Genomic DNA, 23,041 nt, shown 5'->3' with positions numbered 1-23,041 from the left:
CCGGCCGCTGCCCCGGGGGAGGGCGGCGCCGTCGAGGCGGAGGTCGAGTGAAGGTGGGGCCGCGGGGGTGGCGGTCTCTCGCCGCTAGATAGGCTTCTCACCGCGCCGCAGCAACCGGGCTGGCGGCCCGGGCCATCGCGCCTTATGCAACCCGGCCATGAGCGACGCCCCACAGGACCCTGGCGACCGGCATCTCGCCGCCCAGTACGAGGCCTTTCCCTACCCCGCGCGCGACCCGCGGGAGGAGGCGCGGCGCCTCATCATCGGCAGCCCGAGCCATCTGCGCGAGATCGACCACTGGATCTTTGGCAGCCGGCGCCACGCCTCGGTGCCGTTGCGGGCGCTCTTCGCCGGTGGCGGGACGGGCGACGGCACCATGATGCTGGCCCAGCAGATGGCCTGGGCCGGGCGGGAGGGCAGCGTCACCTGGCTCGACCGCAGCGGCGCCGCCCGGCGCATCGCGGAGGCCCGTGCAGCGACCAGGAAGCTCGGCAATATCCGCTTCGAGGAGGGCTCCCTGCTGGAGCTGGCCGGCTCCGGCCTCGGCCCTTTCGACTACATCGATTGCTGCGGCGTCCTCCACCACCTGCCGGACCCGCTGGCGGGGCTGCGCTCGCTCGTCTCGGTGCTGGCGCCGGGCGGCGGGATCGGGCTGATGGTGTATGCGCCGCATGGCCGCACCGGGGTCTATATGCTGCAGGACGCGCTGCGGCTGCTGGCGCCGGAGGGCGAGGCGCCGCCGGCGCGGATCGACATCGCCCGCCGCCTCTGGCGCCAGGTGCCGGAGACGGCCTGGCTGAAGCGCAACCCCTGGCTCACCGACCATATCTCGGGCGGCGATGCCGGGCTCTACGACCTGCTGCTGAACCCGCGCGACCGGGCCTATACGGTGCCGCAGCTGGCGGCGCTCGTCGCGGAGGCCGGGCTCCGCATCACCTGCTGGGTGGAGCCGGTGCGCTACGACCCGGACAGCTACCTGCCGGACCCGCGGCTCCGCGCCCGGACCGCCGCGATGACGCCGATCGAGCGGGCGGCGCTGGCCGAGGCCATCACCGGCAACATGGGCATCCACATCCTCTACTGCCGCCGCGCCGAGGAGGCGGACCCGGCGCCGCCCTGGGAGGAGCCGGAGGCGGTGCCGGTGCTGCGCGAGATGGATGGCGCGGCGCTGGCCCGCGGCCTGCCGCGCGACGGCACCATCCCGGTCAGCTTCGACGGGCTGCGGGTGAACCTGCCCATGCCGCGGCTGGCCGGCGCCATCCTGCAGCGTGTCGATGGCCGCCGCAGCTTCGGCGCCATCGCCGATGAGCTGGCGGCGAACGGGGTGGCGCGGGAGGCGTTCTGGCGGGATCTCGCCGCCCTCCGCCGCAGCATGGAAGCGATGAACCGATTGCTGATCGCCGCACCGACGTGACCCACCCAGCGTGAGGGCGGCCATCGTCATCTTCGGCGCCGCCGTCCGCCCGGATGGCAGCGCCAGCCCAACGCTGCGCCGCCGGGTGGAGGCCGCCGCCCGCTTCGGCGCCCGCCTCGCCGACCCACTCTATGTCCCGACCGGCGCAAAGGGGCGCTTCGGCCCCGCCGAGAGCCGGGTGATGGCGCGGCTGCTGGAGGAGTTCGGCGTGGCCGCCGCTAATATCCTGGAGGAGCCGACGGGGACGGACACCCTCTCCTCCGCCCTCGCCAGCGTGGCGCTGCTGCGGGGCATGGGCCATGCGGGGCCGGTCTATGCCGCGACCAGCCGCTTCCACCTGCCGCGCTGCCTGCTGCTGCTGCGCCTGGCCGGGATGCCGGCGCGGCCGGTGCCGATCGGCGGCTCGGCCGGGGCGGAGGGCTGGCGTCGGCGCTGGTACTGGCGCCTGCGGGAGGTGCCGGCCATCCCCTATGATGCCGGCCTGGCGCTCTGGCACCGTCTGGTGCGGCGGGGCGGGCACTCCTAGGCTGGCTGCCAGCCGAACCGCCTATACCGGCCGCACCCTGCGGGAGAACCTGCGCGACCCGGGCTGAGCGCGCCACCTCGACAGCCCCCCGGCTGCTTGCCATCCTCCACCCCCGGAGGAACGACACGAATGATCCAGCCCATCGCGACCGCGGCGGCCTGGCGGCCGGCCATGCTCGAAGCGTCCGGCGCCTGGCTGCGCCGGCTCACGGCGGAGGAGGTCGATGATCTCCGCGTTGCCTTTCGCCGCCTGCAGGCCACAGGCAAGCCCATGCTCGGGATGACGCGGGAGGACTTCCCCCTCGGCCCCTTCGGCGCCGTGCTGGCCGAGGCGGCGCGGGAGATGGAGGCGGGGATCGGCTTCCGCACCATCCGCGGCATCCCGGTCGGCGACTACACCGCCGAGGAGGCGAAGCTGCTTTTCTGGGCCATCGGCACGCATCTCGGCGTCGCCCGGCCGCAGGGCAAGGCGAGCCAGCTGATCTCCGATGTGCGGGATGCCGGCGGCACCTATCGCGGCACCGGCGGCCGTGGCTACAACACCAATGCCGAACTCGACTTCCACACCGATGGCAGCGATGTCGTCGCCCTGCTCTGCCTGAAGACGGCGCGCAGCGGCGGCCTCAGCCGCCTCGCCAGCTCGGTCGCGATCCATGACGCGCTGCTGGCCGAGCGGCCGGAGCTGGTCGAGACTCTCTATGGCCTCTTCCCGCATAGCCGGCAGAAGGAGGAGGCGGCGGATGAGACGCCGACCTATATGGCGCCCGTTTATAGCCTGAAGAGCGGGCATTTCGCCGCCCGCTACATCCGCAACCACATCCGCTCGACCCAGCTGATCGAGGGCGAGCCGCGGTTGACCGAGCGGCAGCACGCGGCGCTCGATGCCATCCAGGAGATGGCGAGCAGCGACGCCTTCTGCTTCTCCATGTGGCTGGAGCCGGGCGACCTGCAGCTGGTGAACAACCACGTCCTCATCCACAGCCGGACCCATTACGAGGATTTCGAGGAGCCGGAGCGGAAGCGCCACCTGCTGCGCCTCTGGCTCGCGGTGCCGGAGGGGCGGCCGCTCTGCGACGCCATGCGGGAGGTCTACAAGAACGTGGCGCCCGGCAGCGTCCGCGGCGGCTTCAAGGGGCAGAACCTGCCGCCCGGTCTGGCCGCCTGGCAGGCCCGCGCCGCCGCCGCGCTCGGCATGCGCGACACCCCGTATTGAGGAGGACCGGCAACATGGCGATCACGCGGCGCCTGGCGCTCGGCACCCTCGGCGCGGGGCTTGCCTCCCCCTTCGTGGCGGCACAGCCTGCCTGGCCATCCCGGCCCGTCGCCATGGTGGTGCCCTATGCGCCGGGCGGCGGCACCGACATCTTCGCCCGCGCCGTGGCGGAGGGCATGCGGGAGGCGATCGGCCAGCCGGTGGTGGTGGAGAACCGGGCCGGTGCCAATGGCGTGGTCGGCGCCGAGTATGTCCAGCGCGCCCCGGCGGATGGCCATATGCTGATGGTGGCGACCGGCGCGCATGTCATCAACCGCTATGCCATGCCGAACATCCCCTTCGACCCGGTGAAGGATTTCACGCCGGTCTCGATGCTCTCGGGCTATCCGCTGGTGCTCGCCGCGCATGGCGGCCAGCCCTATTCCGACATCGCCGGCCTCATCGCGGCGGCCAGGGCGAAGCCCGGCAGCATCGCCTTCGGCTCGACCGAGGCGGCGACCAGCTATGCCGGCAATTCCTTCGCGCGCCAGGCTGGCATCCAGCTGATCGAGGTGCCCTATCGCGGCAGCGGACCGCAGCTGAACGACCTCGTCGCCGGCCATGTGCCGCTGGCCGTCACCAGCACCGTCGCGGTGCTGCAGCATGTGGCGAGCGGGGCGGTGAGGGTGCTGGCGGTGACCTCGGCGCGCCGCTCCGCCCTGCTGCCCCGGGTGCCGACCATGGCGGAGGCGGGGCTGCCCGGCTACGAGTTCAACGGCTGGTACGGGATGTATGGCCCGCCCGGCCTGCCGCCGGCGATCGCCCAGCGGATCTTCGCCGCGGTGCAGGCCTCGCTCGCCAGGCCCGCCATCGGCCAGCGCCTGGCCGAGCTGGGCGCCGATCTGGCGACGCTCGGGCCGGCCGAGTTCGGCCCCTTCCTGGAGCGCGACAACCGCCGCTGGGCGGAGGCCGCGGCGGCGGGGCTCATCAGCACGGCGAACTGAGAAACGGGCCGCGGGCAGCCCATGATGCGAGAAGAATTCCAGTCAAAGATGTCATTTGCTGGAAAGAGTCCGGCCTTTGCCGCGCGCTGGCCTTCCCTCCGGTGGCCGACCCGCGCCGACGCTGGTGCAGGCACATCTCCACCTGCCCAAAGGTGCGTTGGCGTGGCTGCCGAAGGGGAAGGAGCCGGTGAAGCCGGCTTGATGAGCGGGGAAGGAGGCGGGGGAGCCCCCTCCGTCACACCCGCATCGGCATCAGGACGTAGAGGGCTTCCGGCTTCGCCGCATCCGTCACCACGGTCGGCGCGCTGCCGTCGGCGAAGCGGAACTCCACCATGTCGGCGATCTGGTCGGTGATGTCGTTCAGGTAGCGGGCCTGGAAGCCGATCTCGAGCGGCGTGTTGTCATAGGTCACCACCTCGCCATCCAGCTCCTCCTGCGCCTGGCCCTGCTCGGCGGAGCTGGCGGAGAGCAGCAGGCGGTTGCGCTCGAGGCTGATCTTCACCGGGCGGGAGCGTTCCGAGCTGATGGCGGCGACGCGGCCGACGGCCTCGGCGAACTCCTTCTTCCGCACCTGCAGCACCTTGTCGTTCCCGCGGGGGATGACCCGGTCGTACTCCGGGAAGGTGCCGTCGATCAGCTTGCTGGTGAGCTGCACCGCACCGATGTCGAAGCGGATCTTGGTGTCGGAGAGGCGGATGGTGATCTCGTCCTGCGTCTCCTCGGCGAGCTTGCGCAGCTCGTTCACCGTCTTGCGGGGGATGATGACGCCCGGGATGCCGGCCGCACCCTCCGGCAGCGGCTCTTCCACCCGCGCCAGGCGGTGGCCATCGGTCGCCACCGCGCGCAGCACCGGCGAACCCTCGCTCTCCGTCGCATGCAGGTAGATGCCGTTGAGGTAGTAGCGCGTCTCCTCGGTGCTGATGGCGAAGCGGGTGCGGTCCACCAGCTCGCGCAGCTGCCCGGCGGGGAGGGCGAATTGATGCGGCAGCTTGCCCTCGGTCATGGAGGGGAAGTCCTCGACCGGCAGCACCGAGAGGTCGGTGTTGAAGCGCCCGGCGCGCAGCTTCAGCGGCGCATCGCCGCCGGCATGGTCGAGCTCCACCTTGGCGCCCTCGGGGAGCTTGCGGACGATCTCGTAGAGGGTGGCGGCCGGCGCCGTGGTGCGGCCCGGGCGGGCGACCTGCACCCCGGGCACCTCCTCGACGACGGCGATCTCCATATCCGTCGCGGTCAGCCGCAGGATCCCGTCCTCGGCGGAGAGCAGGACATTGGCGAGGATGGGGATTGTGTTGCGGCGCTCGACCACGCTCTGCACATGGGCGAGCGCCTTGATCAGGATCGCCCGTTCGACCGTGAACTTCATCTGCCCCAGGCTCCCCCACACCCGACCATCTCGTCAGGGTAGCTATTCTAACAGCCTTGATTCACAAGGGTAAGCGGGGGATTCCTCAGGTTTCCAGCATCTTCCGCAGCAGGGCGACGTCCTCGGCGAAGCCGGCATCGGCCTCCATCAGCTCGGCGACGCGGGAGACGGCATGCATCACCGTGGTGTGGTCCCGGTTGCCGAAGCGGCGGCCGATCTCGGGCAGGCTGCGCTGGGTGAGCTGCTTCGCCAGGTACATCGCCACCTGGCGTGGCCGGGCGACGTTCCGGGCGCGGCGGGCGCTGCTCATGTCGGTGAGGCGGATGTTGTAGTGCTCGGCCACCTTCTTCTGGATCTCCTCGATGGAGACCCGCTTCTCATGGGCGCGGAGCACGTCGTGCAGCACCTCATGGGCGCTGTCCACGGTGATGGGCCGGCCGAAGAGGTTGGCATGCGCCACCAGCCGGTTCAGCGCGCCTTCCAGCTCCCGGACATTGGCGGTGATCTTGTTCGCCAGAAGCTCCAGCACCTTGGGCGGCACCGCCACCTGGGCGGCGGCGGCCTTGGCCTGGAGGATGGAGAGGCGCAGCTCATAGGTCGTTGCATGGATGTCGGCGACCATGCCGCAGCCGAGCCGCGTCCGCAGCCGGTCCTCGATTCCCGCCAGGTCGGAGGGCGATTTGTCCGAGGAGACGATGATCTGCTTGCCCTGATCGACCAAGGCGTTGAAGGTGTGGAAGAATTCCTCCTGCGTATTGTCCTTGCCGATCAGGAATTGCAGGTCGTCGATCATCAGCACGTCGACGGCACGCAGCGTCTCCTTGAACTCCATGGTGTTCTGGGAGCGGAGTGCCGCGATGAAGCGGTACATGAACTTCTCGGCGGACATGTAGGCAACGGTCCGCTGCGGGTCATGCGCGCGGATCGCCCAGGCGGTCGCGTGCATCAGATGCGTCTTGCCGAGCCCGACGCCGCCATAGAGGAAGAGCGGGTTGAAGCCTGGGCTTGCCGGCTTCTCCGACACCCGCCGGGCGCAGGCATGGGCGAATTCATTCGGCTTGCCGACGACGAAGGTGTCGAAGGTGAAGCGGGCCTCGAGCGGCACCACCCAATCGGAGCGCGGCTCCGGGGCGGGGCGCGTCTCGGCCGGGCGCGGGGCCAGGGGTTCGGCGAGGCCGCGGCCGTCGATCCGTTCGGTCCCGGCGCGCTCCTCCGCCCCGGCCAGCACCGCCTCGGGCGGTGGGCTGGCGGAGACGCGGATGTCGATGCGGCGCACCTCCGGATACTCGGCCTGCCACAGCGACCGCAGCCGGTCGCCGTAATGGCTGTTCACCCAGTCGCGCAGGAAGCGGGTGGGCAGGAGGATGATCGCATCCTCGCCCTCGATGCCGGCCAGCGTCATCTGGCGCAGCCAGGTGCGGTACTCGACCTCGCCGACCTCTTCGCGTAGGCGGCCGCGGATGCGGGCCCAGCCGGCAGCCAACTCTCCGGAGGATTGGGGGGGCAAGCGGGCCGGCCTCCTGTTCGATCCATACGAAAGCCAGCAGGCGCCAGCCGATGGTCGCGCAGTGGTTCAGAGACCTGCGCGGCGGTATCGGTCTAGGTGCTGGCGGGGAGTGGGATGAACCGCACGTCGATCCGACGAACGGGATGCTACCGCAGCCTCAAAGTCGGCGACAATAGCAACTTTCCATTTGGCGACGCCGCGGCAGTATCGACTGAATACAACCGCGAGCAAACGAGACCCCGCGCAACAGTGATGGTTGCGGGTCTTCGCAATCAATGCGCCGTGATGACATCACATGGTCCGGGCCATGGCTGCCCGGACACTCATGCGGTGAGACGGGGCTCAGACGCTGATCGACTTGATCCGGGCCGAGAGGCGGGACAGCTTCCGTGCCACGGTATTGCTGTGGAGCACGCCCTTGGTCGCGGCGCGCTGCAGCTCGGGCTGGGCCGACTTGAAAGCCTCCTGCGCCTGGGTCTTGTCGCCGGTCGCGATCGCCGCTTCCACCTTGCGCAGGAAGGTCCGCACCCGCGAACGACGCGCACGGTTGCGGATCGTGCGCTTCTCGGTCTGACGGATGCGTTTGCGGGCGGAAGCCGTGTTCGCCATGGCGCTGTATCAACTCGGGCAGGGGTGATGGAAATGCCACGCGGTCCGGCCTTGCTACCCGGTCCGCGCGAGGAAGGGGCTTCTACCCCCGGCCGGAGCGGGGCGTCAAGCGAGGCCTTGCCTCAGCGGTTGCTGAAGGCGGGCTTCCGCTTCTCGGCGAAGGCGGCCATGCCCTCCTTCTGGTCCTCGGTGGCGAAGAGCGCCTGGAAGGCCCGGCGCTCGAACTTCACCCCCTCGGCGAGTGTCGTCTCGAAGGCGCGGTTCACCGCCTCCTTCGCCACGGCGACGGCGGGGGCGGAGAGGGTGGCGATCTTCTCGCCGACCTTCATCGCCTCGGCCACCACCTCGGCGGTCGGGACGATGCGGGCGACGAGGCCGGAGCGCTCGGCCTCGGCGGCATCCATCATCCGCGCGGTCAGCACCAGGTCCATCGCCTTGGCCTTGCCGATGGCCCGCGTCAGCCGCTGGGTGCCGCCGGCGCCCGGGATGACGCCGAGATTGATCTCGGGCTGGCCGAATTTGGCGTTCTCGGCGGCGATGATCATGTCGCACATCATCGCCAGCTCGCAGCCGCCGCCGAGCGCATAGCCCGCGACCGCCGCGATCACCGGCTTCTGGACGTAGGTCACGGCCTCCCAGCGCTTGCCGATGAAGTCGTCGAGATAGACCGCCGGGTAGGTGCGGGACTGCATCTCCTTGATGTCGGCGCCGGCCGCGAAGGCCTTCTCGCTGCCGGTGATGACGATGGCGGCCACCTCCGGATCCGCATCGAAGCCGCGCAGCGCCTGGCCGAGCTCGTCCATCAGCTGGTCGCAGAGCGCGTTCAGCGCCTGCGGCCGGTTGAGGCGGATCAGCGCCACCCGCCCCTGCATCTCGGTCAGGATCATCTGATAGTCGGCCATGCGCATCCTCCGTCTTGGCCGGGAGGATATCAGCGCTGCAGCCGCGGGCAATAAAAGCTGGCCCGGCCGGACTGGACGATCCGCTGGATGCCCGGGCAGGCGGGCGGGCCGGGGCAGGCCTCGCAGGGCAGCCCTTCCCGGTCATAGACCTTGAACCGTTCCTGGAAGAACCCGATCCCGCCATCCGCCTGGACGTAGTCGCGCAGCGAGGAGCCGCCGGCCGCGATGCTCTCCTCCAGCACCGCCTTGATCGCCGGCACCAGCCGGACGGTGCGGGCGCCCGCGACGCTCGCCGCCAGCCGCCGGGGCGAGATGCGGGCCCGGAACAGCGCCTCCGACACATAGATATTGCCGAGTCCCGCCACGACCTTCTGGTCGAGCAGCGCCGCCTTGACCGGTGTCCGCTTGCCGGCCAGCGCCACGCTCAGCACCGCCGGGGAGAAGGCCTCCTCCAATGGCTCCGGCCCGAGGCCGGCCAGCAGGCGGTGCCGGTCCTCCCCGGCGGTCGGCACCAGGTCGATGCTGCCGAAGCGGCGGGGATCGACGAAGCCGACCCGGATGCCCTCCTCCGTCTCCAGCGAGAAATGCTCATGCGCGATGGGGGCGTTGGGCAGGTCCCCGGCCGGCCGCGCCACCATCCGCCCCGACATGCCGAGATGGATCAGCACGGAATCGCCGCCCGAGAGGCGCATCAGCATGTATTTGGCCCGGCGCCGGAACCCCTCCACGCGGCTGCCGGCCAGCCGTGCGGCCAGCCCCTCGGGGAAGGGCCAGCGCATATCCGGCCGGCTGATGGCGGCCGCGCGGATCACCCTGCCCTCCAGCACCGCGGCAAGGCCGCGCATCACCGTCTCGACTTCCGGCAATTCAGGCATAGGTTCCGCGTCGCCCCCAACCGGCCTATGGTGCCCGCCGCATGACCGAACGCAACTCCCCCTCCGACGAGACGATCGATTTCGGCTTCCGTGCCGTGAAGCGGGAGGAGAAGGCGAGCCTGGTCCGCCAGGTCTTCGACAGCGTGGCGCCGCGCTACGACCTGATGAACGACCTGATGTCGCTCGGCCTGCACCGGGCCTGGAAGGCCGCCTTCGTCGCCGCCATCGCCGCCTCGCCGCGGGAGGCGCTGCTCGACCTGGCGGGGGGCACGGGCGATATCAGCTTCCGGGCGCTCGAGGCGGGGGCGGGGCGCGTCATCCTGTCCGACATCAACCCCTCCATGCTGCAGGTGGCGCAGGGCCGGGCGCTGGAGCGGGGGCTGGCTGCCAACCTCACCTTCCTGTGCGCGGATGCCGAGCATCTGCCCTTGCCGGACCGCAGCGTGGAGAAGGTCTCGATTGCCTTCGGCCTGCGCAATTGCACCGACAAGCCCGCGGTGCTGCGCGAGGCCCGCCGCGTGCTCCGCCCCGGCGGCCGCTTCCATTGCCTGGAGTTCAGCCGGGTCGAGGTGGCGGCCCTGGCGCCGCTCTACGATGCCTGGTCCTTCAAGGTGCTGCCCCGTCTCGGGGCCCGCATCGCCCAGGATGCCGAGAGCTACCAGTACCTGGCCGAGAGCATCCGCATGTTCCCCGACCAGGATACCCTCGCCGGCATGATGCGGGAGGCGGGGCTCGAGCGTGTGACGTATCGCAACCTGTCGGGCGGGATCGTCGCTATCCATACCGGCTGGCGGCTGTAGCCGCCGGTCACCTGGCCGGGGTTCGGCGCCCCAGTCCTATGCTGCGCTGCAACTCAGGCTGACGTATACGTTCAGACGATGAGGGGCTCCGCTGTCCCAGAATGGCGGAGACGAGCCGCAGGGGGGCCATTTGCAACCCATGATCCATCACCCGGAGGCACAATATCGCCTCGACCAGCCGACCCAGCCGTTGCCGGAGGCGGATACCCATGCCTCGGTGGTGCCGGAGGGCTGGATCAGCCTGCCTGACTGCCTGCTGGAGCAGCGCCCGGCCTCGGGCGGAGCGGTGGCCAATGTGCTGGTGCCGCTGGTGCTGCTGCACCCGGAATTCGGCGTGGCCCTGCTCGGCGTGCCCGGCGCCGTGGCCGAGGCGGCGGCGGCGGCCCTGCGCCAGCGGCTGGAGGCGGCCCGCTTCAGCGCCATCTTCCCCGGCTACCTGCCGGTGGTGACGCTCGCCATGATGCCGGGCGAGCCCCTGAACCTGCAGCGCCGCCTGGCGGCCGCCTTCGCCGCGGTGCCGCCGCTGCATTTGGCCGGCGGCGATGGCTGGATCGCCCTGGTGCAGCGCCTGCTGCTGAGCCGCCCGCTCGTCCGTGTCGGCGCGCCGACGCCGGTGCGCGAGGCGCGCCCGGAGAGCGGCCGTCGCCGTCCGGGAGCGGGGCTGGCCGGGCTGCCCTGGCCGATGCTCGGCCTGGCGGGGGGCGGGCTGGTGATCGGGCTGCTGCTCGGCCTGAACCATCACTCGCCGGCACCGCAGACCGGGGCCGATGTGCCGGCCCAGCCAGCGGCCAGCGCCCCGCCATCCCGGCCGGAGGCCGCCGCCCCACCCCCGCAGCAGGCAACTGCGCCGCGGCCTGCGCCGGCGGCACCCCAGTTGCCGCAGCGCGTGGCGCCGCCGCCCGCCGCACCGCCGCCCGCCCCGGCGGCCGAGGCGCCGCCGGCGCCTAATCCTGCCCTGCCGCGCGTGCTGGTGCGGACGGCGGCCAATCTCCGGGCCGGGCCGGACAGCAGCGCCCCGGTGCTCCGCACCGCCGCGCGGGGCGAGGCCTTCCGTATCCATGGGGAGGCGCGCGGCGGCTGGATCCAGGTCGGCGGTGCGGCCCCGGAGGGCTGGATCCATTCGAGCCTGCTGACCGAGCCCTGATCACGCCTCCAGCGGCAGCACGCCCTGCCGCCGGCGGCGCTTGTCCAACCAGCGCATCGCCGGCGTCACCGTCATCCCATGCAGCCCGACCGAGAGCAGCACGGTCGCGCTGATCACCGCCCAGAGCTCCGGCATCTCGGCGAAGGAGGCGGCATTCGCGGCGAAGGCCAGGTAGTAGAAGCTGCCGAGGCCGCGGATGCCGAAGAAGGAGATCGCCAGCCGCTCCTCCATCGGCTGGTCGACGCCGATCAGCGAGATCATCCCGGCCGCCGGCCGCACCAGGAAGACGAAGCCGAGCGCTGCGGCGACACCGGCCCAGGTGAGATGCGCCAGCACGCCCCCTGCCAAGACGCCGCCGAACAGCACCAGCAGCACCATCATCAGCAGCCGCTCGGTCTGCTCGGCGAAGTCGTGCAGCCGGTCGTGGTAGTCATGCTGCCGCTCCGCCGCGCGCATGCCGAGGGCGGCGACGAAGACTGCGATGAAGCCATAGCCATGCACCATCTCGGTCAGGCCATAGGCGAGGAAGGTCGCGCCCAGCGCCACGAACCCATCCCCGGTACGGGAGAGGCGGGCCCGGTTCGGCATGCGGAAGGTGAGCCAGCCGAGCAGCCGCCCGATGGCCCAGCCGGCCCCGAGGCCGGCGGCGAGCTTCCAGAGCACATCCACCCCGATCCAGTGCAGCGCCCAATCCTCCGGCGCCAGGCCCAGCGCCGCCAGGCTCACCGCCAGGTTGACGAAGGGAAAGGCCAGCCCGTCATTCAGCCCCGCCTCGGCGGTGAGGGTGAAGCGCACCTCATCCTCCTCGCCGGAGCGCGGCGGCCCGACCTGGACATCGGAGGCGAGCACCGGGTCGGTCGGTGCCAGTGCGGCGCCGAGCAGCAGGGCGGCCGGGATGCCGAGGCCAAGCCCCCAATAGCCGATGAGGCCGATGCCCAGGATCGACAGCGGCATGGCCAGCGCGAGCAGCCGCCAGGTCAGTGTCCAGCTTCGCCAGGCCAGCTTCCGGTCGAGCTTCAGCCCGGCGCCGGTGAGCGCGACGATCACCACCAGCTCCGTCAGCCGTTCGGTCGTGTGCGGGTAGTGGTTCGGGTCCGGCCTGTCCCCGGTCGAGAGGCTGAAGGCCGCGAAGCCGAAGCCGATGCAGAACATGGGCAGCGAGAGCGGCAGCTCCCGCAGCACCATCGGCAGCCAGGCGACGAGCAGGATCAGGGCGCCGGTGCCGACGAGCAATACGATATAGGGGTCCATCCCCCTGCAACGTCCGAGCCGTGCCCAAGGTGCGGGCCAGCCGCAACGAAGCCCCGCTCGATCCCATCCACCCCGATGCGGCATAACCGGCCGGGCAAGGAGGAGGGGATGCCATGCGGGTCACGGTCCTGGGTGCTGGCGCGGTCGGCGGCTGGTTGGCGGCCGGCCTGGCGCGGGCCGGCCTGCCGGTCGCCATCTTCGCGCGCGGCGCCAGCCTGGTCGCGTTGCGGGCCGAGGGACTCGTCTTCCTTGAGGGCGAGCGGCGCGAGGCCTTCCCCGTCATCGCCTCCGACGACCCCGCGGCCCTGCCGCCGGCCGACCTGCTGCTGATCGGGCTGAAAAGCCATGACCTGCCGGCCGCCCTGCCGCTCGTGCAGCGGCTGCTGGGCCCGGAGACCCTGGTCGCCACGGCGCAGAACGGCCTGCCCTGGTGGTTCCTCCAGGGGTTCGGCGGGCCGGCCGAGGGCCTCGTGCTGCAATCGGTCGATCCCGGTGGGGCGCTTGCCGCCGCCATCCCGGTGGAGCGCGTGCTCGGCGGTGTCGCCCATGTCGGCAGCCGGGTCGAGGCGCCAGGGGTGATCCGGCTGATGAAGCAGGACCGGATGCTCTATGGCGACCCCTCGGGCCGCCACCCCGCCGCGCTGGCCGCGCTGGTCGAGGCGCTGCGCCGCGGGGGCATCCCGGCCGAGGCGGTGCCCGAGCTGCGGCGGGAGATCTGGCTGAAGCTCTGGGGCAATTCCAACATGAACCCGCTGAGCGCCCTCTGCCGCGCCGACATGCAGGCGATGCTGGAGGATGACGGCGTCCGCGGCCTGGTCGAGGCGATGATGGCGGAGATGGCGGCGCTCGGCGACCGCATCGGCCTGCCCACCGGCCAGACCATTGCCGAGCGGATGGCCGTTACCCGCCGGCTCGGCCCCTTCCGCACCTCCATGCTGCAGGATCTGGAAGCGGGACGGCCGCTGGAGCTCGGCCCCGTGCTGGGCGGGCTGGTGGAGCTGGCGGCCCATCTCGGCCAGCCGGCGCCGATGCTTGCCGCCGTGCACGGGCTGGCCAGGCTGCTGGCCCGGAACCTCGGTCGCGCGTGAACCGTCCTCTCGCGATGGAGAGGATTGCAAGACGCCACTGACTGGTGGCCTGCTGGCCCTGGTCGCCCCACCCGCGATGGCCGAGGGTCGCCAGCAGGCCCGGCCCCGGACCGCCGGTCACCCTCCGCCGGATCGGGCTTCGGGCATGTCGCCGAAGCCTCGTATCCGCTCTCCCCTGGCGATCCGGTCCCTCACGGGTGCCCTCCAGCGGGACATCGTTCGTCTCCGCCCCAGAGGCATGGCCGGCTCAGCGCGTTCCGAACAACAATGGACTGATCAAGGCTTGCCTACTGATGATTGAGCGATGCTCCCGCAGGCTCGGACCCCTCCCGGAAGCCTACCTCGCCCTACCCTGCAGGAGGCGGGCGCGGTCCAGAATATGGGCCTCCCGAGAGGACATGCGGATGGCGCCCTGCGCCTCAAGCGCGTTGAGCGCCCGCGAGAGCGTTTCGGGGGTCATGCCCAGCCGGGCGGCGATGGCTGTCCGTGGCTCCGGCAATGCGGCAACACCGGCGCCCGCCTCCTCCGGGACGCGCCGGGCCAGGAACCTCGCCACGCGGCGCTCGGAGGAGCGCAGCTTCAGATCCACCACCTGGTCCACCATCAGGCGCCAGTGGCGCGACAGGAGCTCGATGGCCGCGCGGCTGAGCGCCGGGTCGGCTGCGATGCCCTCGCGGAAGAGGTCGGCCGGGATCATCAGCACCCGCACGTCGGTCAGCGCCGCCCCCGAGACGAGGTAGGGCAGGCCGAGGATGGCCGCCGGCGCCAGGAAGAGCTCGCCGGCCCCGAAGATCTCCACGGTCGTCTCCGTCCCCGCCTCGTCCCGGGCCTGGAGGCCGACGCTGCCAGCGAGCAGCAGGTGCAGGAAGTTCGGCATCTCGTGCTGTTCGAACAGCACGGCGCCACGCGGCAGTTGCTGCGTGAAGCTGGGGCGGAGCAGGCGCGCCATCGCCGCCTCTCCTGCGGCGGCGAAGAAGGGGCTGCGCCGGAGCAGGTCGATGTTCAGCGGTCGGTCGGCCACGGTGCTCTCCCGGTCGGAATGACAGGCGGCATAAGAAAATCCGCGGTGCCGTTCGTTGATCTGGATCAAGGCACTTTTCGAAGTGGCGCAGGCCAAGGCTTGCTTCTCTTGGTCTGTCGAGCATTTTTCCGGGCAGCGGGAACAACGCTTTGATTTGAGTCAAGAAACCGATCCGCCCTCATACGCCACCTTCCGCCGGTCTCCACCAACGGGAGCGGCAGATGAATGCGATTGCGGGTGGGACGGTGAGCGGCGGTGACCGCGCCCGCGCCCTTTGGTCCAGCACGGCGGCCTTCACGGTCTGCTTCGCCGCCTGGACCATCTTTTCGATCCTCGGCGTGCAGGTGAAGCGCGACCTTGGGCTGACGGACTTCCAATTCGGCCTGCTGATCGGCACGCCCATCCTCACCGGCAGCCTGATCCGGCTGGTGCTCGGCATCTGGGCCGACCAGTACGGCGGGCGCCGCGTCTTCGCGCTGGTGATGCTGGCCGCCGCCGTCGCCACCTGGATGCTCTCCTATGCGCATGACTACACGACCTTCCTTCTCGCCGCGCTCGGCGTCGGCATCGCGGGCGGGTCCTTCTCGGTCGGCGTCGCCTACGTCTCGAAGTGGTACCCGAAGGAGAAGCAGGGCACCGCGCTCGGCATCTTCGGCGCGGGCAATGTCGGCTCGGCCGTGACCAAGTTCCTCGCGCCCGCCGTGATGGTGGCGATGGGCTGGCAGGCGGTGGCGCAGATCTGGGCCGTGGCGCTGGCCGTCACCGCCGTGCTCTTCTACGTGACGACCAGCGACGACCCGGACCTCGCGGCGCGGCGCGCCCGCGGCGTCGAGGCCGAGAGCTTCGGCGCGATGATGGCGCCGCTGGCCAACCTGCAGGTCTGGCGCTTCAGCCTCTACTACTTCTTCGTCTTCGGCGGCTTCGTCGCGTTGGCGTTGTGGCTGCCGCGCTTCTACGTGGGCGTCTACGGGCTCGACATCGTCACCGCGGGCATGCTGGGCGCCGCCTATTCCATCCCCGGCTCGCTGTTCCGGGTGCTGGGCGGCACGCTGTCCGACCGCTACGGCGCCCGGCGGGTGATGTACTGGACCTTCATCGGCGCGACCGCCTGCACCTTCCTGCTCAGCTACCCCGCCACGCACTACGTGGTGAAGGGCATCCGCGGCCCGATCGAGTTCGACCTTGCCATCGGCTTCCTGCCCTTCATGGCGCTGACCATGGTGCTCGGCTTCTTCATGAGCCTGGGCAAGGCCGCGGTCTACAAGCACATCCCGGTCTACTACCCCGGCCGTGTCGGCAGCGTGGGCGGCGTGGTTGGCCTGATCGGCGGCCTGGGTGGCTTCATCCTGCCCATCGCCTTCGGCGCCATGAACGACCTGATCGGCGTCTGGACGAGCTGCTTCATGCTGCTGTTTGCCATCGTCGCTGGCAGCCTGCTGTGGATGCACCTTGCCATCCGCCGGATGGAGAAGGCCGAGCACCCGGCGCTGCGGGCCCCGCGCGACCTGCCGGAGGCCGCCGCCCTCGTCAACCCGAACCCTACCCCCGCCGCGGCGCCCGCGCCGGACGGCCGCACCGTGGCTGCCGAGTAGGCCGCGAAAGAAGAGGGACGCACGCCATGTCCACCACCATCGACAAGGCCGGCGCCGCGCGCGCCGGCGGCACCTGGCTCCAGCGCTGGCAGCCCGAGGACGCCGGCTTCTGGGCCGAAGGCGGCAAGGCCCGCGCCTGGGCCACTCTCGCCGTCACCACCTTCGACCTGACCCTCGCCTTCATCACCTGGTTCGTGGTCAGCGCCCTGGTGGTGCGGCTGCCGGGCCTCGGCTTCAAGCTGACGACCGACCAGCTCTTCTGGCTGGCGGCGATGCCGGGCCTCGCGGGTGGGACGCTGCGCATCGGGCACACCTTCCTGACGCCGCTGCTCGGCACCCGGCACGTGGTGGCGCTCTCTACCCTGTCCCTGCTGGTCCCGGCGGTCGGCTGGTTCCATGCGGTGCAGGACAACACCACGCCCTACTGGGTGCTGATGCTGCTGGCCTTCGCCTCCGGCCTCGGCGGCGGCAACTTCTCGTCGTTCATGCCCTCGACCAGCCTGTTCTTCCCGAAGCGTCTGCAGGGCACGGCCCTGGCGATCCAGGCGGGCGTGGGCAACTTCGGCGTCAGCGTGGTGCAGTTCGTAACGCCCTGGATCATCGGCCTGTCGCTCGCTGACGGGCTGCTGGGCGAGGGCCAGGTGCTGCGCGCTGCCAATGGCGCGACGAAGACGGTCTGGATGCAGAACGCCACCGCGATCTATGTCCCGCTCATCCTCCTCGGCGCGCTGGCCGCCTGGACCTTCCTGCGCTCCGTCCCGGTGAAGGCGAACTTCCGAGAGCAGCTCGACATCTTCGGCCTGAAGCACGGGCTGATCATGACCGTGCTCTACATCATGACCTTCGGCATCTTCTCCGGCCTCGCCGCGGTCTTCCCGCTGCTGATCAAGCAGTGCTACGGCAGCCTGCCCGGCGCGCCGGACCCGCTGACCTACGCCTTCCTTGGCCCGCTCGTCGGCTCCGTGGCGCGCGTCCTCGCCGGCCCGGCCGCCGACCGCTTCGGCGGCGCCAAGGTCACGCAGGTAGCGGGCTTCGGCATGCTGGCCTGCGCGCTGACGGTGCCGTTCTTCACCCAGCCGACCAGCATGGACGACTTCCCGTACTTCGTCGGCAGCATGCTGGGCCTGTTCATGTTCGCGGGCATCGGCAATGCCAGCACCTTCAAGCAGATGCCGATGCTCTTCCCGCCGCGCCAGGCGGCCGGCGTCATCGGCTGGACCGGCGCCATGGCGGCCTACGGCCCCTTCTTCTGCAGCCTGCTCATCGGCCAGAGCCTCGCCTTCTTCGGCAGCCCGAACGCCTTCTTCTGTTGGTGCGCCGCCTACTTCGCGGCCTGCATCGGCCTGAACTGGTTCTTCTACGCCCGGCGTAACGCGCCGAACCCGTGCTGAGCACGGAGGAGCACTGATCATGTCCCACTTCCTCGACCGCCTCTCCTTCTTCAAGCGCCATGTGGAGGGCTTCTCCGGCGAGCACGGCCGCGTCACCAACGAGCCGCGCGGCTGGGAGGACGCCTACCGGTCCCGCTGGTCGCACGACAAGATCGTCCGCAGCACGCACGGCGTGAACTGCACCGGGTCCTGCTCCTGGAAGATCTACGTCAAGGGCGGCGTGGTGACCTGGGAGACGCAGCAGACCGACTACCCGCGCACGCGGCCCGGCCTGCCGAACCACGAGCCGCGCGGCTGCGCCCGCGGCGCCAGCTACAGCTGGTACCTCTACAGCGCCAACCGGGTGAAGCACCCGATGATGCGCAAGCGGCTGCTGAAGCTGTGGCGTGCGGCGCGGGCGGAGCATGCCGACCCGGTGGATGCCTGGGCCAGCATCCAGGCGGACGAGGCGAAGCGCCGCGAGTACCAGAAGGTGAGGGGCCTCGGCGGCTTCGTCCGCGTCTCCTGGGACGAGGCGGAGGAGCTGATCGCCGCCGCCAATGTCCACACCGCGAAGCAGCACGGCCCGGACCGGATCATCGGCTTCAGCCCGATCCCGGCCATGTCCATGGTCAGCTACGCCGCGGGCAGCCGCTACCTGTCGCTGATCGGCGGCGTCTGCATGAGCTTCTACGACTGGTACTGCGACCTGCCTCCCTCCTCGCCGCAGACCTGGGGCGAGCAGACGGACGTGCCGGAGAGCGCCGACTGGTACAATGCCGGCTTCCTGATGATGTGGGGCTCCAACGTCCCGCAGACGCGGACGCCGGATGCCCATTTCATGACCGAGGCGCGCTACCGCGGCGCCAAGACGGTGGTGGTGACGCCGGACTATTCCGAGGCGTCGAAATTCGCCGACCTCTGGCTGCACCCGAAGCAGGGCACCGACGCGGCGCTGGCCATGGCCATGGGCCACGTCATCCTCTCCGAGTGGCACGCGCAGGGGCGGGGCGACTACTTCCTCGACTATTGCCGCAAGTACACCGACATGCCGATGCTGGTGCTGCTGGAGGAGAAGGACGGCCGCCTGGTGGCCGGCCGCCAGCTACGCGCCAACGATCTGGAGGGCGGCCTCGGCGAGGCGAATAACCCTGACTGGAAGACCGTGGCGGTGGACGACGCGACCGGCCGGCTCTACGCGCCCACGGGCTCGATCGGCTTCCGCTGGGGCGAGCAGGGCAAGTGGAACCTCGAAGGCCGCGACAGCCGCACCCTGGAGGTGACCACGCCACGCCTCTCGCTGCTCGGCGAGGAGGAGGCCGAGGTCGGCTTCCCCTATTTCGGCGGCCGCGCACCGGAGTTCTTCAACCCGACCTCGCATGACGAGGTGGTCGGCCGCAGCGTGCCGGTGCGGCGAGTGACGCTGGCCGACGGCAGCACCCGGCTGGCCGCGACGGTCTACGACCTGTTCCTCGCCAATTATGGTGTGGCGCGCGACGGCAGCGCCGACTTCGACGCCGACGCGCCCTACACCCCCGCCTGGGCCGAGAAGGTCTGTGGCACCCGGCGCGGCGACATCGTCGCCACGGCGCGGGAGTTCGCGGCGAACGCCGACAAGACCCATGGCAAGTCCATGGTCATCCTCGGCGCCGCGGTGAACCATTGGTACCACGGCGACATGATCTACCGCGGCATCATCAACCTGCTGGTGATGTGCGGCTGCATCGGTCAGTCGGGCGGTGGCTGGAGCCACTATGTCGGCCAGGAGAAGCTGCGGCCGCAGACCGGCTGGGTGCCGCTGGCCTTCGCGACCGACTGGTCGCGCCCGCCGCGGCAGATGAACTCGACGAGCTTCTTCTACGCCCATACGGGCCAGTACCGCTACGAGACGCTGGGGCTGGAGGGGCTGCTCTCGCCCACCGCGCCTAAGTCTCTGGACGGCTCGCTGATCGACCTCAACGTCCGGGCCGAGCGGATGGGCTGGCTGCCCTCCGCGCCGCAGCTCGAGCAGAACCCGCTGCGCCTGGCGGCGGCGGCGAGGGCGGCAGGCGTCGCCCCGGCGGATTATGTGGCGCGGGGCCTCAACGATGGCGCGTTGCGCATGTCCTGCGAGGACCCGGAGAACCCGGCCAACTGGCCGCGGAACATGTTCATCTGGCGCTCCAACCTGCTCGGCTCCTCGGGCAAGGGGCACGAGTACTTCCTCAAGCACCTGCTCGGCACCACCAACGGCGTGCAGGGCAAGGATCTGGGCGAGGAGGGCAAGACCAAGCCGGGCGAGGTGGTGTGGCGCGACGCGCCGGAGGGCAAGCTGGACCTGCTGGTCACGCTCGACTTCCGGATGAGCACGACCTGCGTGCATTCCGACATCGTGCTGCCGACCGCCACCTGGTACGAGAAGCACGACCTCAACACCTCGGACATGCACCCCTTTATCCACCCGCTGAGCGCGGCGGTGGACCCGGCCTGGGAGGCGCGGACCGACTGGGCGATCTTCAAGGGGATCGCGCGGAAGTTCAGCGAGCTGTGCCAGGGCCACCTCGGTGTCGAGCAGGACGTGGTGCTGAACCCGCTGATGCATGACACGGCGCAAGAGTTGGCGCAGGGCGTGGTGCGGGACTGGAAGCGCGGCGAGTGCTCTCCAGTGCCAGGCAAGACCATGCCGGCGGTCGCGGTGGTCGAGCGCGACTACCCGCGCACCTATGCCCGCTTCACCGCTCTCGGGCCGCTGCTGGAGAAGCTCGGCAACGGCGGCAAGGGAATCGGATGGAAGACCGGGCATGAGGTCGAGTTCCTCGCCGGCCTGAACGGCACCGTCACGGTGCCGGGCGTCGAGGGCAAGCGGCCGCGGATCGAGAGCGACATCGACGCGGCGGAGGTCATCCTCTCCCTCGCGCCCGAGACCAACGGCCATGTCGCGGTCAAGGCATGGGAGGCGCTGTCGAAGAACACCGGCCGCGACCACAGCCACCTTGCGAAGGGCAAGGAGCACGAGGCCATCCGCTTCCGTGATGTGCAGGCCCAGCCGCGCAAGATCATCTCCTCCCCCACCTGGTCGGGGATCGAGAGCGAGGAGGTCTGCTACAACGCGGGCTACACCAACGTCCACGAGCTGATCCCCTGGCGCACCCTCTCGGGTCGGCAGCAGCTCTACCAGGACCACGAGTGGATGCTGGCCTTCGGCGAGGCGCTCTGTGTCTACAAGCCGCCGGTGGACCTGAAGGCGCACATGGCGATGGTGGGCGCCAAGCCGAACGGCAACCGGGAGATCACGCTCAACTTCATCACGCCGCACCAGAAATGGGGCATCCACTCCACCTACAGCGACAACCTCATCATGCTGACGCTGAACCGCGGCGGCCCGGTGGTGTGGCTGAGCGAGGTGGACGCGAAGCGGGCGGGCATCGAGGACAACGACTGGATCGAGGCCTTCAACCTGAACGGCGCCCTGACAGCGCGCGCGGTGGTCAGCCAGCGCGTGCCGGAAGGCATGACGATGATGTACCACGCCCAGGAGAAGATCGTGAACACGCCGGGCAGTGAGGTCATGCTGACGCGCGGCGGCATCCACAACAGCGTCACCCGCACCACGCCGAAGCCGACGCACATGATCGGCGGCTATGCGCAGCTCTCCTACGGCTTCAACTACCACGGCACCATCGGCACCAACCGCGACGAGTTCGTGGTGGTCCGCAAGATGGCGAAGGTGGACTGGATGGAAGAACCGGCCGCGGCCGAGAAGGAAACCGTGTGATGAAGGTCCGCGCTCAGATCGCGATGGTGCTGAACCTCGACAAGTGCATCGGCTGCCATACCTGCTCGGTCACCTGCAAGCAGGTCTGGACGACGCGCGAAGGCGTCGAATACGCCTGGTTCAACAATGTCGAAACCAAGCCCGGCATCGGCTACCCGAAGGACTGGGAGAACCAGGACAAGTGGAAGGGCGGCTGGAAGCGCAAGCGCAACGGCAAGCTGGAGCCGCGCATCGGCTCCCGCCTCAGGGTGCTGGCGAACATTTTCGCCAACCCCGACATGCCGCAGATCGACGACTACTACGAGCCCTTCACCTTCAACTACCAGCACCTGCAGACCGCGGGTGAGTCGAAGGCGATGCCGACCGCGCGCCCGGTGAGCCTCATCACCGGCCAGCAGATGGAGAAGATCGAGTGGGGCCCGAACTGGGAGGAGATCCTGGGCGGCGAGTTCGCCAAGCGTTCGAAGGACCGCAATTTCGACAAGGTGCAGAAGGACATCTACGGTCAGTTCGAGCAGACCTTCATGATGTACCTGCCGCGTCTCTGCGAGCACTGCCTCAACCCGGCCTGCGTCGCCGCCTGCCCCTCCGGCAGCATCTACAAGCGGGAGGAGGACGGCATCGTCCTGGTGGACCAGGACAAGTGCCGCGGCTGGCGCATGTGCGTCTCGGCCTGCCCCTACAAGAAGATCTATTACAACTGGCAGTCTGGTAAGGCGGAGAAGTGCACCTTCTGCTTCCCGCGCATCGAGGCGGGCGAGCCCACCATCTGCTCCGAAACCTGCGTCGGCCGCATCCGATACCTCGGCGTCATGCTGTACGACGCCGACCGCATCGAGGAAGCCGCGAGCGTCGAGAACGAGGAGCACCTCTACCGCTCGCAGCTCGACGTCTTCCTCGACCCCTCCGACCCCGAGGTGATCGAGGCGGCGCGGCGCGATGGCGTGCCGGAGCTGTGGTTGGAAGCGGCGCGGAAGTCGCCGGTTTACAAGATGGCGATCGAATGGGGCGTCGCCTTCCCGCTGCATCCCGAATACCGCACCCTGCCGATGGTCTGGTACGTGCCGCCGCTCTCGCCGGTGCAGGCGGCGCACGAGGCCGGGCATGTCGGCTGGAACGAGGCCGCTGACCTGCCCGACGTGAAGTCGCTGCGCATCCCGGTGAAGTACCTCGCCAACCTGCTGACCGCGGGGGCGGAGACGCCGGTCATCCTTGCCCTACAGCGCATGATGGCCATGCGCATGCACATGCGCGCCCGCACGGTCGAGAACCGCATGGACGCCGAGGTGCTGCGCCAGGTCGGCCTCTCGGTCGAGCAGGTCGAGGAGATGTACAAGGTGATGGCGCTGGCCGACTACGAGGACCGCTTCGTCATCCCGAGCACGCACCGCGAGTATGCCGAGAACACCTTCGACCTGAAATCCTCCTGCGGCTTCAGCTTCGGCAACGGCTGCTCCACCAGCGGCTCGACCGGGGCGAACCTGTTCAGCACCAAGAAGACCTCGGCCGGCCGCCAGGCGCCGCGCGTCGAGTTCCGGCGCGTCCCGGCCCGGCCGAAGCCTGCCGAGGCGCCGCTCCCGGCCGTGCCCCCCACCCCGACGGTGCCCCGCCAGCCGGAGGAGGTGTGACC

General features: G+C 70.1%; 18 protein-coding genes. 11 read left to right on the top strand and 7 right to left on the bottom strand.

Going from position 1 to position 23,041, the window contains the following annotated elements:
- The first annotated feature begins 157 nt into the window (after positions 1-157).
- The 4 genes from BLR02_RS23990 to BLR02_RS23975 all read left to right on the top strand — a co-directional run bounded on the left by BLR02_RS23990 (position 158) and on the right by BLR02_RS23975 (position 4,135).
- A complete protein-coding gene (locus BLR02_RS23990) occupies positions 158-1,414 on the top strand; it encodes a methyltransferase (RefSeq protein WP_090664909.1) in 1,257 nt (418 codons plus the stop codon).
- A gap of 10 nt (positions 1,415-1,424) precedes the next feature.
- Positions 1,425-1,940, top strand: coding sequence for a YdcF family protein (locus BLR02_RS23985; RefSeq protein ID WP_090664908.1), 516 nt, complete (start codon positions 1,425-1,427; stop codon positions 1,938-1,940).
- A 129-nt stretch (positions 1,941-2,069) separates the two neighbouring features.
- A complete protein-coding gene (locus tag BLR02_RS23980; RefSeq protein ID WP_090561534.1) occupies positions 2,070-3,152 on the top strand; it encodes a TauD/TfdA family dioxygenase in 1,083 nt (360 codons plus the stop codon).
- Between the two features lie 14 nt (positions 3,153-3,166).
- Positions 3,167-4,135, top strand: a complete 969-nt coding sequence (locus BLR02_RS23975; RefSeq protein WP_090561536.1) for a Bug family tripartite tricarboxylate transporter substrate binding protein — start codon at positions 3,167-3,169, stop codon at positions 4,133-4,135.
- Positions 4,136-4,370: 235 nt separating this feature from the next.
- On the opposite strand, the gene dnaN is transcribed toward BLR02_RS23975, so the two are convergent.
- The 5 genes from dnaN to mutM all read right to left on the bottom strand — a co-directional run bounded on the left by dnaN (position 4,371) and on the right by mutM (position 9,391).
- Entirely contained in the window at positions 4,371-5,498 is a 1,128-nt protein-coding gene (gene dnaN, locus BLR02_RS23970) for a DNA polymerase III subunit beta (protein ID WP_090561537.1), read from the bottom strand.
- Positions 5,499-5,583: 85 nt separating this feature from the next.
- Positions 5,584-6,981, bottom strand: a complete 1,398-nt coding sequence (gene dnaA, locus BLR02_RS23965; RefSeq protein WP_408735539.1) for a chromosomal replication initiator protein DnaA — start codon at positions 6,979-6,981, stop codon at positions 5,584-5,586.
- A 366-nt stretch (positions 6,982-7,347) separates the two neighbouring features.
- Complete coding sequence (gene rpsT / locus BLR02_RS23960; protein ID WP_090561541.1) at positions 7,348-7,614, bottom strand: 30S ribosomal protein S20; 267 nt, start codon at positions 7,612-7,614, stop codon at positions 7,348-7,350.
- A 122-nt stretch (positions 7,615-7,736) separates the two neighbouring features.
- Complete coding sequence (locus tag BLR02_RS23955) at positions 7,737-8,516, bottom strand: enoyl-CoA hydratase (protein WP_090561542.1); 780 nt, start codon at positions 8,514-8,516, stop codon at positions 7,737-7,739.
- A 29-nt stretch (positions 8,517-8,545) separates the two neighbouring features.
- Complete coding sequence (gene mutM, locus BLR02_RS23950; RefSeq protein ID WP_090664906.1) at positions 8,546-9,391, bottom strand: bifunctional DNA-formamidopyrimidine glycosylase/DNA-(apurinic or apyrimidinic site) lyase; 846 nt, start codon at positions 9,389-9,391, stop codon at positions 8,546-8,548.
- A 41-nt stretch (positions 9,392-9,432) separates the two neighbouring features.
- On the opposite strand from mutM, the gene BLR02_RS23945 reads away from it, so the two are divergent.
- Positions 9,433-10,191 (top strand): class I SAM-dependent methyltransferase, encoded by a 759-nt coding sequence (locus BLR02_RS23945; RefSeq protein WP_090561547.1) that lies wholly within the window; start codon positions 9,433-9,435, stop codon positions 10,189-10,191.
- A gap of 139 nt (positions 10,192-10,330) precedes the next feature.
- The gene (locus tag BLR02_RS23940) at positions 10,331-11,335 is read left to right on the top strand and encodes an SH3 domain-containing protein (RefSeq protein WP_090664905.1); all 1,005 of its coding nucleotides are present in this window, start codon (positions 10,331-10,333) and stop codon (positions 11,333-11,335) included.
- Here BLR02_RS23940 and BLR02_RS23935 read toward each other — a convergent pair whose 3' ends face one another.
- A complete protein-coding gene (locus BLR02_RS23935) occupies positions 11,336-12,586 on the bottom strand; it encodes a cation:proton antiporter (protein WP_090664904.1) in 1,251 nt (416 codons plus the stop codon). It lies immediately after the preceding gene.
- A gap of 113 nt (positions 12,587-12,699) precedes the next feature.
- On the opposite strand from BLR02_RS23935, the gene BLR02_RS23930 reads away from it, so the two are divergent.
- A complete protein-coding gene (locus tag BLR02_RS23930) occupies positions 12,700-13,674 on the top strand; it encodes a 2-dehydropantoate 2-reductase (RefSeq protein ID WP_090664903.1) in 975 nt (324 codons plus the stop codon).
- A gap of 337 nt (positions 13,675-14,011) precedes the next feature.
- On the opposite strand, the gene BLR02_RS23925 is transcribed toward BLR02_RS23930, so the two are convergent.
- Positions 14,012-14,695: a cyclic nucleotide-binding domain-containing protein gene (locus BLR02_RS23925; protein ID WP_143018269.1), complete on the bottom strand. Its 684-nt coding sequence runs from the start codon at positions 14,693-14,695 to the stop codon at positions 14,012-14,014.
- Positions 14,696-14,916: 221 nt separating this feature from the next.
- Between BLR02_RS23925 and BLR02_RS23920 the strand changes: the two genes are divergently transcribed.
- From BLR02_RS23920 to narH, 4 genes are read left to right on the top strand one after another with little or no spacing between them, the layout of a single operon-like run.
- Positions 14,917-16,287 (top strand): MFS transporter, encoded by a 1,371-nt coding sequence (locus BLR02_RS23920; RefSeq protein WP_090664901.1) that lies wholly within the window; start codon positions 14,917-14,919, stop codon positions 16,285-16,287.
- A gap of 26 nt (positions 16,288-16,313) precedes the next feature.
- Positions 16,314-17,678 carry an MFS transporter gene (locus tag BLR02_RS23915; RefSeq protein WP_090664900.1) on the top strand — a complete coding sequence of 455 codons (1,365 nt, stop codon included), beginning with the start codon at positions 16,314-16,316 and terminating at the stop codon, positions 17,676-17,678.
- A gap of 19 nt (positions 17,679-17,697) precedes the next feature.
- A complete protein-coding gene (locus BLR02_RS23910; RefSeq protein ID WP_090664899.1) occupies positions 17,698-21,411 on the top strand; it encodes a nitrate reductase subunit alpha in 3,714 nt (1,237 codons plus the stop codon).
- Positions 21,411-23,039, top strand: a complete 1,629-nt coding sequence (gene narH / locus BLR02_RS23905) for a nitrate reductase subunit beta (protein ID WP_090664898.1) — start codon at positions 21,411-21,413, stop codon at positions 23,037-23,039. Before BLR02_RS23910 ends, narH begins: the two co-directional genes overlap by 1 nt.
- Positions 23,040-23,041: the final 2 nt, after the last annotated feature.

Origin of the sequence: Belnapia rosea (genome assembly GCF_900101615.1) — a bacterium.
Lineage (GTDB): Bacteria > Pseudomonadota > Alphaproteobacteria > Acetobacterales > Acetobacteraceae > Belnapia > Belnapia rosea.
The sequence above is the reverse complement of the archived record's forward strand: the minus strand, read 5'-3'. Positions and strand labels throughout refer to the sequence as shown.

What these genes read in the sequence shown, in the direction of transcription:
- rpsT (WP_090561541.1), bottom strand. Translation starts at nt 7,614, where the DNA reads ATGGCGAACACGGCTTCCGCCCGCAAACGCATCCGTCAGACCGAGAAG.
- narH (WP_090664898.1), top strand. Translation starts at nt 21,411, where the DNA reads ATGAAGGTCCGCGCTCAGATCGCGATGGTGCTGAACCTCGACAAGTGC.
- BLR02_RS23910 (WP_090664899.1), top strand. Translation starts at nt 17,698, where the DNA reads ATGTCCCACTTCCTCGACCGCCTCTCCTTCTTCAAGCGCCATGTGGAG.
- BLR02_RS23920 (WP_090664901.1), top strand. Translation starts at nt 14,917, where the DNA reads ATGAATGCGATTGCGGGTGGGACGGTGAGCGGCGGTGACCGCGCCCGC.
- BLR02_RS23930 (WP_090664903.1), top strand. Translation starts at nt 12,700, where the DNA reads ATGCGGGTCACGGTCCTGGGTGCTGGCGCGGTCGGCGGCTGGTTGGCG.
- BLR02_RS23945 (WP_090561547.1), top strand. Translation starts at nt 9,433, where the DNA reads ATGACCGAACGCAACTCCCCCTCCGACGAGACGATCGATTTCGGCTTC.
- BLR02_RS23955 (WP_090561542.1), bottom strand. Translation starts at nt 8,516, where the DNA reads ATGGCCGACTATCAGATGATCCTGACCGAGATGCAGGGGCGGGTGGCG.
- mutM (WP_090664906.1), bottom strand. Translation starts at nt 9,391, where the DNA reads ATGCCTGAATTGCCGGAAGTCGAGACGGTGATGCGCGGCCTTGCCGCG.
- BLR02_RS23990 (WP_090664909.1), top strand. Translation starts at nt 158, where the DNA reads ATGAGCGACGCCCCACAGGACCCTGGCGACCGGCATCTCGCCGCCCAG.
- BLR02_RS23940 (WP_090664905.1), top strand. Translation starts at nt 10,331, where the DNA reads ATGATCCATCACCCGGAGGCACAATATCGCCTCGACCAGCCGACCCAG.
- BLR02_RS23980 (WP_090561534.1), top strand. Translation starts at nt 2,070, where the DNA reads ATGATCCAGCCCATCGCGACCGCGGCGGCCTGGCGGCCGGCCATGCTC.
- BLR02_RS23935 (WP_090664904.1), bottom strand. Translation starts at nt 12,586, where the DNA reads ATGGACCCCTATATCGTATTGCTCGTCGGCACCGGCGCCCTGATCCTG.
- BLR02_RS23975 (WP_090561536.1), top strand. Translation starts at nt 3,167, where the DNA reads ATGGCGATCACGCGGCGCCTGGCGCTCGGCACCCTCGGCGCGGGGCTT.
- BLR02_RS23915 (WP_090664900.1), top strand. Translation starts at nt 16,314, where the DNA reads ATGTCCACCACCATCGACAAGGCCGGCGCCGCGCGCGCCGGCGGCACC.
- dnaN (WP_090561537.1), bottom strand. Translation starts at nt 5,498, where the DNA reads ATGAAGTTCACGGTCGAACGGGCGATCCTGATCAAGGCGCTCGCCCAT.